The organism is Herbaspirillum sp. C7C2, from assembly GCF_022627865.1.
GTDB classification, from domain to species: domain Bacteria; phylum Pseudomonadota; class Gammaproteobacteria; order Burkholderiales; family Burkholderiaceae_D; genus Herbaspirillum; species Herbaspirillum frisingense.
On the sequence record NZ_JABXGI010000012.1, the window covers coordinates 113834 to 123866 of the forward strand.

10 protein-coding genes are annotated in these 10033 nt (G+C 60.8%); 9 read left to right on the forward strand and 1 reads right to left on the reverse strand.

Features of this window, described 5'->3' with window-relative positions; all coding sequences use genetic code 11:
* Positions 1 to 464 precede the first annotated feature (464 nt).
* From HWE04_RS16245 to HWE04_RS16280, 8 genes are all read left to right on the forward strand, one after another.
* The gene (locus HWE04_RS16245; protein WP_006461846.1) at positions 465 to 1751 is read left to right on the forward strand and encodes an ABC transporter substrate-binding protein; all 1287 of its coding nucleotides are present in this window, start codon (positions 465 to 467) and stop codon (positions 1749 to 1751) included.
* Between the two features lie 133 nt (positions 1752 to 1884).
* Positions 1885 to 2751 (forward strand): branched-chain amino acid ABC transporter permease, encoded by an 867-nt coding sequence (locus HWE04_RS16250; RefSeq protein WP_241813046.1) that lies wholly within the window; start codon positions 1885 to 1887, stop codon positions 2749 to 2751.
* 33 nt (positions 2752 to 2784) lie between these two features.
* Entirely contained in the window at positions 2785 to 3819 is a 1035-nt protein-coding gene (locus HWE04_RS16255) for a branched-chain amino acid ABC transporter permease (protein WP_241813047.1), read from the forward strand.
* The gene (locus HWE04_RS16260) at positions 3816 to 4529 is read left to right on the forward strand and encodes an ABC transporter ATP-binding protein (RefSeq protein ID WP_006461843.1); all 714 of its coding nucleotides are present in this window, start codon (positions 3816 to 3818) and stop codon (positions 4527 to 4529) included. The genes HWE04_RS16255 and HWE04_RS16260 overlap by 4 nt, the downstream gene beginning before the upstream one ends.
* Positions 4529 to 5236: an ABC transporter ATP-binding protein gene (locus HWE04_RS16265; protein ID WP_006461842.1), complete on the forward strand. Its 708-nt coding sequence runs from the start codon at positions 4529 to 4531 to the stop codon at positions 5234 to 5236. Before HWE04_RS16260 ends, HWE04_RS16265 begins: the two co-directional genes overlap by 1 nt.
* Before the next feature lie 151 nt (positions 5237 to 5387).
* Complete coding sequence (locus HWE04_RS16270; protein WP_241813048.1) at positions 5388 to 5978, forward strand: nuclear transport factor 2 family protein; 591 nt, start codon at positions 5388 to 5390, stop codon at positions 5976 to 5978.
* Positions 5979 to 6153: 175 nt separating this feature from the next.
* Positions 6154 to 7230, forward strand: coding sequence for a porin (locus HWE04_RS16275; protein WP_241813050.1), 1077 nt, complete (start codon positions 6154 to 6156; stop codon positions 7228 to 7230).
* A 202-nt stretch (positions 7231 to 7432) separates the two neighbouring features.
* Complete coding sequence (locus tag HWE04_RS16280) at positions 7433 to 9097, forward strand: methyl-accepting chemotaxis protein (protein ID WP_241813051.1); 1665 nt, start codon at positions 7433 to 7435, stop codon at positions 9095 to 9097.
* Between the two features lie 9 nt (positions 9098 to 9106).
* Here HWE04_RS16280 and HWE04_RS16285 read toward each other — a convergent pair whose 3' ends face one another.
* A complete protein-coding gene (locus tag HWE04_RS16285) occupies positions 9107 to 9382 on the reverse strand; it encodes a hypothetical protein (protein ID WP_241813055.1) in 276 nt (91 codons plus the stop codon).
* Between HWE04_RS16285 and HWE04_RS16290 the strand changes: the two genes are divergently transcribed.
* Positions 9312 to 9809, forward strand: coding sequence for a winged helix DNA-binding protein (locus tag HWE04_RS16290; protein ID WP_233207520.1), 498 nt, complete (start codon positions 9312 to 9314; stop codon positions 9807 to 9809). The two genes, HWE04_RS16285 and HWE04_RS16290, sit on opposite strands and share 71 nt — an antisense overlap.
* Positions 9810 to 10033 lie beyond the last annotated feature (224 nt).

Genomic DNA, 10033 nt, shown 5'->3' on the forward strand with positions numbered 1-10033 from the left:
GTATTTAGTTTTTTATTTAAAAATAATTTATTGACATATTATCGATGAAAAATATAGGATTCAACAAAAAAAACAAGCAGAGACAAAAAATGGAAAAAGAAGCAAAGCAATAAGGACGTGGCATCAATGCACGTCGCCATTTGGGGAGTGACGCTTTGTTGACGGGGAGTCCTGTCAACCAGCACAGCGACATTCCCGCAGTCCGAATCCGTCAGTCGATAGTCAGCAGAAAGAACCGCATCACCTGGGCCGCGATGGCCGGGCTGTTCCGCCAGGGCAGCCATGTCGCGCAGGTTCCGAAGATGGCAGTAAGCCTTGCCGGTCCGCCGGGGAGGAGGGCGTCGTGCAAGCTTCTTCAGGGAAGAGCTTGCAATGTGCGCCGGTTATTTGGGGTAGCTCCCGCTAAAGGCTTCATGCGGTGGGGGATTTTGGGTGTCATTCAATACAACAAGGAGCGTCTCATCATGCTAGGTCTCATCTCCAACAGCGTCAAAGCGGTCCGCACGGCAGGGGTAGCGGTCTCGTTTTCCCTGGTCGCGTTTGCGGCACACGCGCAACAGCAAGAAATCAAGATCGGTGTCATCTATCCTCTGAGCGGTGCTGCCGCCTCCACCGGCGCCGAGATGAAGGACGCGCTGGAACTGGCTGCCGACATCATCAACAACGGTGCCAAGGGCGTACCCAACCTGCCGTTTTCGGCCGGTGGCGGCCTGCCCAACCTGAAGGGCGCCAAGATCAAGCTGGTGTTCGCCGATTCCCAGGGCAACCCGCAGGTCGGTGCTACCGAAGCCGAACGCCTGATCAGCCAGGAGAAGGTCGTGGCCCTGGTCGGCAGCTATTTCAGCAACGTCACCGCCACTACCAGCCAGGTGGCAGAACGCTACAAGGTGCCTTACCTGAACCCGGAATCGTCCTCGGCGTCGCTGACCCAGCGCGGCTTCAAGTGGTTCTTCCGCACTACCGCCCACGATGACCTGTTCGTGACCAACTTCTATGAGTTCTTCAAGGAGCTGGAAGCCAAGAAGGGCATCAAGGTCAACAAGCTCGGCGCCTTCAACGAAAACACCCTGTGGGGCAACGAGACCACCAAGCTGGAGACCAAGCTGTCCAAGGACCGTGGCTTCGACCTGGTCAAGACCGTGGTCTACCCGGCCAAGAGCACCCAGCTGACCTCGGAAGTGCAGCAGCTCAAGGCAGCCGCACCGCAGGTGGTGCTGCAGTCGTCCTACCTGGGTGACGCCATCCTGTCGATGAAGACCTACAAGGAACTGGGCTTCAACCCCGACATGATCCTGGCCAATGACGCCGGCTTCATCGATACCGAGTTCATCAAGACCCTGGGCAAGGACGCCGACTACATCATCACCCGCGATGTCTGGTCGCTCGACCTGGCTGCCAAGAACCCGCTGATCAAGCAGGTCAACGATCTGTTCTACAACCGCTACAAGATCAACTTCACCGGCAACTCCTCGCGCACCTTCACGGGTCTCATGACCCTGGCCGATGCCATCAACCGCGCCGGTTCGACCGATGCCGAAGCCATCCGCAAGGCACTGGCCGAGACCAACATCCCGGGCGACAAGCTGATCATGCCGTGGAAGGGCATCAAGTTCGACGAGCACGGCCAGAACACCCTGAGCTCGGGCATCCTGCTGCAGATCATCAACGGCAAGTACTACACCGTGTGGCCGTTCGACATGGCCACCCGCGACGTGGTCTGGCCGATGCCGAAGTGGGATCAACGCAAGTAAGCAGGCGATAGCACTCATGGTGCCACGGGGCGGCTGGCCGGCGACGTAGGCCGGGCCGGCCTCCCCGCGGAAAAATCTTCATCGCAGGCGGCTGATAAGACGGTGCGTGAATAGTTCGTTGGAGGGAAAAATTATGTCTTGGGATATTTTGGCGCAGACCCTTGCGTCCGGTTTGCTGATCGGACTGATCTATGCGCTCGTTGCTATCGGCCTGACCCTGATCTTTGGCGTCATGGATATCGTCAACTTCTCGCATGGCGAATTCCTGATGTTCGGGATGTACTCCAGTTTCTGGTTGTTCGCCCTGTTCGCGCTCGACCCCATCTTCACCCTGCCGCTGACGGCATTGTTCCTCTTTGCGCTGGGTGCACTGCTCTACAAGCTGGTCATCCGCAAGATCACCAATGCACCGATGGTGTCGCAGATCTTTACGACCTTCGGTCTGATGATCCTGTTCCGTGGTATCGCGCAATTCTTCTGGAAGGCCGACTTCCGCACCATCGAGAACTCGATGGTCAGCGGCCAGGTATCCATCGCCGGCATCCAGATCGGAACGCCCCAGCTGACCGCAGGCCTGGGCGCCATCATCGTCACCGGTGTGATCTATACCTTCCTCACCCGTACCCGTCTGGGGGCGGCCCTGGAGGCGACTGCCGCCGACAAGGAAGCCGCCCAGCTGATGGGTATCGATTCGCAGAAGATGTTTGCCCTGGCCTGGGGTATCGGCGCGGCCTGCGCGGGCGTGGCCGGCGTGCTGCTGTCGACCTTCTTCCCGATCTTCCCGGAAGTGGGCGCCAACTTCATCCTGATCGCCTTCGTGGTGGTCAACCTGGGTGGCTTCGGCAGCGTGGTCGGTGCCCTCGTCGCCGGCGTGCTGGTAGGCCTGATCGAAGTGGTGGGCGGTTTCCTCCTGGGACCGCAATACAAGATGCTGATCGTGCTGGCCTTGTTCCTGGGGATGCTGATGTTCCGTCCGCAGGGCCTGATGGGCAAAGCCTGAGTACGCCACCGATACAGTCAAGAAGGAAAATCCATGTCCAAGAATACCTCCGGCCTGATCATCACAGCGCCGCCGTCGGGCGCGCTGGCCAATAAGATGCGCATCGCCCTGGCGATCCTGCTGCTGGTGGCGGTGGCCTTGCCCACATTCGTCACCTCTCCCACCCACCTCAACCTGGCGATCCTGATCCTGATGGCGGCCCAGATCGGCGTGTCCTGGAACATCGTCGGCGGCTATGCCGGCCAGGTCTCGCTGGGCCACGTGGCGTTCTACGGTATCGGCGCCTACACCTCGGCCATCATGTTCTCGATCTGGGGCATCAGTCCCTGGATCGCCATGCTGGCCGGCGGACTGATCGCCGCCGCCACCAGTTTGGTGATCGGCTGGTCCTGCTTCCGCCTCAAGGGTCACTACTTCGCGATGGCCACCATTGCCGTGGCCGAGATCATCCAGATCGTCTTCACCAACTGGGACTTCGCCGGCGCCGCCGTGGGCCTGACCATTCCCATGAGTGACGAGGGCTGGTCCAAGATGATCTTCAGCGGCAAGGAGCCCTACTACTACATCGCGCTGGGCCTGTTGCTGGTGACCTTGCTGGCCAATGCCTGGATCGAGCGCAGCTATCTGGGCTACTACTTCCGGGCCATCAAGGATGAACCGGATGCCGCTCGCAGCCTGGGGGTGAGCCTGTCCAAGTACAAGCAGATCGCCTTTGCCGTGAGCAGTTTCTTCACCGCCATGGGAGGCAGCCTGTATGCCCAGAAGGAACTCTATATCGATCCTGCATCGGTACTCGGTACCGGCATCTCGATCAAGATGGCGCTGGTCTCCATCCTGGGTGGTATCGGCACCCTGTTCGGCCCCATCGTCGGTGCCGGCCTGCTGACGGCCATCGAGGAAGGCACGCGTACCCTCTTCGGCGGCACCGGTCGCGGTACCGACCTGATCATCTACGCCGCGCTGATCATCGCCATCGCGGTCTATTACCCGAACGGCATCGTCGGTTACGTGCGGACCTATCTGGCCCGCCGCAAAGCCAACAAGCAACATCAGGAGGGCAGCAAATGAGCCTGCTTCGTGTCGAGAACGTCTACAAGAAATTCGGCGGCCTGACCGCCAACCAGGATATCTCCTTCAATGTCCAGGTCGGCGAGATCGTTGGCCTGATCGGGCCCAACGGCGCCGGCAAGACCACCATGTTCAATTGCATCGCCGGCTATTCGCCGCCGACCACTGGTGACATCTGGCTGGAAGACGTGAAGATCTCCGGCATGAACCCGGAGCAATGTGCCCGCATCGGCATCGGCCGTACTTTCCAGGTGGCGCGCACCTTCACCAGCATGACCGCGCTGGAGAACGTGATGGTCGGCGCCTTCCTCAACGAGCATAGCGTCGCCAAGGTGCGGGACACGGCGCGTCAGCTGCTGGAGTTCGTCAACCTGGGACGCTTCGCCGACAAGCCGGCCGGCAGCATGACCATCAGCGAACAACGCCGCCTGGCGGTGGCCCGCGCCCTGGCGGTCAAGCCCAAGCTGCTGCTGATGGATGAAGTGATGGCCGGCCTCAATCCCACCGAGGTGAAGGAAACCGTGGAGGTGGTGCTGAAGATCCGCGACCGTGGCATCTCCTGCCTGATCGTGGAGCACGTGCTGGAAGGCATCATGCCCATCGCCAACCAGATCGTGGTGCTGGACTACGGCAAGAAGATCGCCGATGGAAGCCCCACCGAGGTTTCCAACGACCCGCACGTGATTGCCGCCTACCTGGGAGATGAATGATGTTGCAAGTAACCAATCTGCGCGCCAGCTATGACGGCGTGCTGGCCTTGTCCAAGGTCGACCTGGAAGTCAAAGCCGGCAGCATCGTGGCGCTGGTCGGCGGCAACGGCAACGGCAAGTCCACCACGCTGCGCGCCATCGCCGGCCTGAACAAGCCCGATGCCGGCCAGATCAGCTTCGAGCGCCAGGATATCGGCAAGATCCCTTCCTTCGACCGCGTCAAGCTGGGCCTGTCGCTGGTGCCGGAAGGGCGTCGCCTGTTCCCGCGCCTGACGGTGGAGCGCAATCTGGAGCTGGGCGCGTACACCCGTACCGACAGCACGGAAGTGGCGGCCTCCCTGGACGAGATGTATGCCACCTTCCCCATCCTCAAGGAACGGCGCCATCAGCTGGCCGGCACCATGAGCGGCGGCGAACAGCAGATGCTGGCCATCGGTCGCGGCCTGATGGCCAAGCCCAGGCTGCTGCTGCTGGACGAGCCGTCTTGGGGCATCGCACCCAAGTTCGTGACCAAGGTGTTGGATACCATCCAGCAGATCAACGCCAAGGGCGTGTCCATCCTGCTGGTGGAGCAGAATCTGCACAAGGCGCTGGACATCGCCCATTACGGCTATGTGATCCAGACCGGGCGCATCGTCATGGAAGGCAGCGGCGACGAACTGCTGCACAACGAAGACATCAAGAAAGCCTATCTGGGCGGCCTGTGACATGCAGACCCATCCCATGCCCGAGAGGAAAGCCGTGACAGACCGCCTGAACGAGTAGCCCATCGGGACCGATCCGGCGTCCCGTTCCCGGGACGCCGCTTCCCTCCACATCGCGAGCGACGGCTGTGGCCGTCATGAACCAAGGACTTTTATGTTGACGCATAAATCCCTGCTGGAAGCGTACGTCCATGCAAAAGACAAAGGCAGTCCCGGGCTGATCCACGACATCTTCGCGCCCAATGCCATGTTGACCATTGCCGTGTGCGATGACGGCATTTCGTTTCCGCCGCTGGTGGTGGGCAGCGAAGGGATCGCGCAGACGCTGGTGACCGATTTTGGTCGTCAGTTCTCGCAATGCCGCACCTATTACCTGGCCGACGTGCCAGCCGGTGCCGGTGCGCAAATCGATCACCTGCCGTGGCTGGTCATCATGCGCGACAAGGTCCAGGCCAAGCTGCGCATCGGACGCGGCAGCTATCGCTGGTCATTCGTTCCGGAGGGTGAAGGCTGGCGCATCTCGGAAATGCATATCCGCATCGACCGCATGGATAGCCTGCCCGACCGGGCGGGCGGTCTGGTGACGACGCTGCAATCCTTCCTGCCATACCCGTGGTTGCGGCCGGCAGCACTGGACGAGGCGCTGGCACCGCTGGCCCGCTGCAATCCGGCGTTTGGCTTCGTGACGGAATTCCTGTCCGAAAAATTTGAAAGGCCGGAGCAGGGCGTGTTCGCTCCGGCGTGAACGAGGACCCCGAAGAGGGTCGTGATAGCAGTGGTTTTGCAGTTCCCGTTCAAGCGCTGGAGGCAAAAAGGCCAATTGCTTCCGGTGTGCGGCGGGCTGGCGCGTATCGGCATGGAAGGGCGCGCACGATCATGCCGATACGCGATTTTTTGGAAATCATTTACGGGGAATCACAATGAAACAAAGGATTTTGGCTGCGTCGATCATGGCTGCGGCAGGTATCTACGCTCTGCCCGCATCGGCGCAATCGTCGGTGACCATCTACGGTCTGATCGATACCGGTTACGTCATCGAAACCGGTGGCGCTGCAGGCAAGGTGAACAAGCTGACCAGCGGTATCAGCGGCGGTTCGCGCATCGGGTTCAAGGGTACGGAAGATCTCGGCGGCGGCATGTCGGCGGTGTTCCTGCTGGAGTCGGGCTTCCAGAACGATACCGGTGCACTGGGGCAGGGCGGTCTGCTGTTCGGTCGCCAAAGCTATGTCGGCCTCAATGGCGGCATGGGTTCGGTGCTGGTGGGGCGTCAGTACACCCCGCAATACATGACGCTGGCCATGGTCGATCCGTTCGGTACCGGTTATGCCGGTGATGCAGCCAACCTGATGCCCAACACCGGCAACAGCTCCAGCCGCATGGACAACACCGTCAAGTACATCTCGCCCAAGGTGGCTGGTTTCACCGGTGAACTGGCTTATGGTTTCGGCGAAACGGCCGGCTCCACCAAGGCCGCCAGCCAGGTCGGCGCTGCCGTGCAGTACAGCAACGGTCCGCTCAATGTACGCCTGGGCTTCCATGGTCGCAACAACGACACCACCACCGCCGAGACCAGCAGCGGACGCAGCACCTTGCTGGGTGCGGTGTACGACTTTGGCGTGCTCAAGCTGCACGGCGCCTATGGCATCAACAAGGGCGTCAACAGCTCGCCGCTGCGCAGCACCGTCAATTCCTATGGCACCGGTCCCGTGTTCGCCTCCACCGACAGCGCCGACATGCTCATCGGCGTGACCGTACCGTTCGGCGTGCAGCACACCGTGCTGGCCTCGTACATCCACAAGAACGACAAGACCGCCCGCAACCAGGACGCCAACCAGGTCGCGCTGGGGTATCGCTACTCCATGTCCAAGCGCACCGACCTGTACGCGATGTATGCACACATCAGCAACAAGAATGGCGCACCCTACACCGTGGGTAGCTCCATCGAAACCGGCTCCGGTAACAGCGCCTGGAACTTTGGCATCCGCCATACGTTTTAACGGCTTTTTCCGGCGCATGCAGTCTTGAGGGGGAAAGGTAAGTAGTGCCCGTTTTTCCGGGCAGGCAGTTTCTTACTGTGCGTGACGCCGGGCCTGATTGCCGACGGCTCCATGTCTTGAGGGGAGTCGTCGGCCAGGTGCGGAGGAGATGCAGGCTGACACCATCGTCGTTACCGCATTTCGACTTGCAAGGAGCATCCACATGAAGTTGAAGAATCTGAACATCGGACAACGCCTGAGCGCAGGTTTCGGCATTGTGATCTTCCTGATGCTGGCGCTGACGGCCATTGGCGTACTGCGCCTGAACCAGATCAACGGCAGCATCGCCATGATCGCCAAGGATTACTATCCGCGCACCGTGATGGCCAACTCGGTCAAGAGTGCGCTGGACGAGACGGCGCGCAGCATGCGCAACCTGCTCTTCATGAGCACGGTCGACGAGATCAAGGGCGAGCTCGATACCATCGATCGTGCCGGCAAGACCATCGACAGCACGCTCAAGCAGTTTGCCGCCAATACCAGTTCGGAAGACGGGCTGCGCATGCTCAAGGCGGTCAATGCGGCACGTGCCCAGTACACGCCGGTGCTGAACAATTTCATCGCTGCCGTCAAGGATGGACAGGTCGAGCAGGCGCGGGATCTGATCCTGCCCGAGATCGCCCCCTATCAGAGCGCCTATTTCAAGGCCCTCGACAATCTGATCGCCTACCAGGGCAGCCGCATGGAAGAGGGCGGGCGCGACGCCGAACAGGTGGCCACCTCGGCCAGCATGCTGATGATTGCCATGGCCAGCATCGCCACGCTGCTGGCGGCACTGGTGGGCTATTCCGTCATGCGCGGCATCACACGGCCGCTCAATGCCGCCATCAATATTGCCGAGCGCGTGGCCGGTGGTGATCTGGCGGTCCAGGTCGAGGCCACCGGCTCGGACGAAACGGCCAAGCTGCTGGCGGCGCTGCAACACATGCGCGATGGCCTGGTAGGCGCGGTGACGCAGGTACGCGAGGGGTCCGACGCCATTTCGGTGGCGGCGCGCGAGATCGCCGAAGGCAATGCCAACCTGTCGGCCCGTACCGAACTGCAGGCCAGCACGCTGGAAGAAACCGCCAGTTCCATGCTGGAGCTGACCAATGCGGTCAACCAGAACGCCGAGAACGCCCGCGAAGCCAATCATCTGGTGCTCAATGCGTCGCAGGTCGCCACGCAAGGGGGCGACGTGGTCACCCAGGTGGTCAGCACGATGAAGGAAATCAAGGAGAGCTCGCGCCAGATCGTGGACATCATCGGGGTGATCGATGGCATCGCCTTCCAGACCAATATCCTGGCGTTGAACGCTGCCGTGGAGGCAGCCCGCGCCGGTGAGCAGGGGCGCGGGTTTGCCGTGGTCGCCGCCGAGGTGCGTGCCCTGGCCCAGCGCAGCGCCGCTGCTGCCAAGGAGATCGCCGGGCTGATCCAGAGCTCGGTGAAGAAGGTCGATGCCGGTGGCGCGCTGGTGGACCAGGCCGGGCAGACCATGCAGGAGATCGTCTCCAGCGTGAAACACGTGGCCGACATCATGATCGAGATATCGGCCGCCAGCGACGAACAGAGCGAAGGCATCCGCCAGATCAACCAGGCGGTCGAGCAGATCGACGACATGACGCAGCAGAACTCGGCCCTGGTGGAACAGGCGGCCGCGGCTGCGCAGCAGATGCATGACCGCTCGCTGGCGCTGGGGCGCGCGGTGTCGATCTTCAAGACAGAGGGGGCGCAGTCAGCTCAGACGACGCACGAACCTGGCGCGGCGGACTGGGAATTGTCGGGCGAGCATGCCGGGGCGCCATTGGCATGGACGCCGGAGGGCAGGAAGTTGCTGGTGGAAAAGTAGACTGCAGATTCAACGGAGCCCAATCTGGCTCACCTTGCCGAGGAAATTGGGGTTTAAAATCGGGGTTTCTCGACTGACCGCCGGCGGCGGGAAAAATCTCTCGACGATATTTCCTGTGGCGGTCAGTGAATTTGTCTGCTTTCCAAAGACCTTTATGCCAACCGAAAAGAAAACCCCAAAAGCCAATTTCGCCCAGCCCAACACCCCAGGCAAGGTGCCGATCGTATCGTCACTGCATCTGGCTTCAGGAAGGAGCAAGGAGTTGAGCGAATTCGAGTTCGGCATGATCATCGCCAGCAATGCCTTCAACCGATGGATGATCCGCTGCATCTCGGCGGCCGGCATGAAGGACATGACGGCCACCGACGTCCTGGTATTGCACCATATCAACCACCGCGCACGCGAGAAGAAGCTGGCCGACATCGCCTTCATCCTCAATATCGAGGACACGCACGTGGTCAACTACTCGCTCAAGAAACTGCACGCCCTGGGCCTGGTGAGCACCGAGCGGCGCGGCAAGGAAGTGCTGTATTCGACCAACGAGGCCGGGCAGGATCTTTGCAAGCGGTACTACGAGATCAGGGAGCAGCTGCTGGTCTCCAGCCTCACCGGCGACAACACCGAAAGCTATGAACTGGAAGAGCTGGCCCGGTTCCTGCGCGTGCTGTCGGGCTTGTATGAGCAGGCGGCGCGGTCGGCGACGTCGATGTAAGAGGGCGGTTCAGGTCGGGCAGACGGTATGAAAGTGACATTCGATACAAACGTATTCCAACTGGTGGTAGAACCTGACCGCTGTATTGGACAGACATGTCATGCCTCCTGTGTCGCAATTAATGCAGCTCTCAGTTCTGGTCGCATTAGGGCCTGTTCACATTTAATCTACGAGTGCGAGAGGTCGCCAAGCGTTGACTGCCTAGGCGCAGCGACGCGCCGTAG

Bases quoted from the DNA above. Each gene is read 5' to 3' on its own strand.
- HWE04_RS16245 (WP_006461846.1), top strand. From the start codon at position 465: ATGCTAGGTCTCATCTCCAACAGCGTCAAAGCGGTCCGCACGGCAGGG.
- HWE04_RS16250 (WP_241813046.1), top strand. From the start codon at position 1,885: ATGTCTTGGGATATTTTGGCGCAGACCCTTGCGTCCGGTTTGCTGATC.
- HWE04_RS16255 (WP_241813047.1), top strand. From the start codon at position 2,785: ATGTCCAAGAATACCTCCGGCCTGATCATCACAGCGCCGCCGTCGGGC.
- HWE04_RS16260 (WP_006461843.1), top strand. From the start codon at position 3,816: ATGAGCCTGCTTCGTGTCGAGAACGTCTACAAGAAATTCGGCGGCCTG.
- HWE04_RS16265 (WP_006461842.1), top strand. From the start codon at position 4,529: ATGTTGCAAGTAACCAATCTGCGCGCCAGCTATGACGGCGTGCTGGCC.
- HWE04_RS16270 (WP_241813048.1), top strand. From the start codon at position 5,388: ATGTTGACGCATAAATCCCTGCTGGAAGCGTACGTCCATGCAAAAGAC.
- HWE04_RS16275 (WP_241813050.1), top strand. From the start codon at position 6,154: ATGAAACAAAGGATTTTGGCTGCGTCGATCATGGCTGCGGCAGGTATC.
- HWE04_RS16280 (WP_241813051.1), top strand. From the start codon at position 7,433: ATGAAGTTGAAGAATCTGAACATCGGACAACGCCTGAGCGCAGGTTTC.
- HWE04_RS16285 (WP_241813055.1), bottom strand. From the start codon at position 9,382: ATGCCGAACTCGAATTCGCTCAACTCCTTGCTCCTTCCTGAAGCCAGA.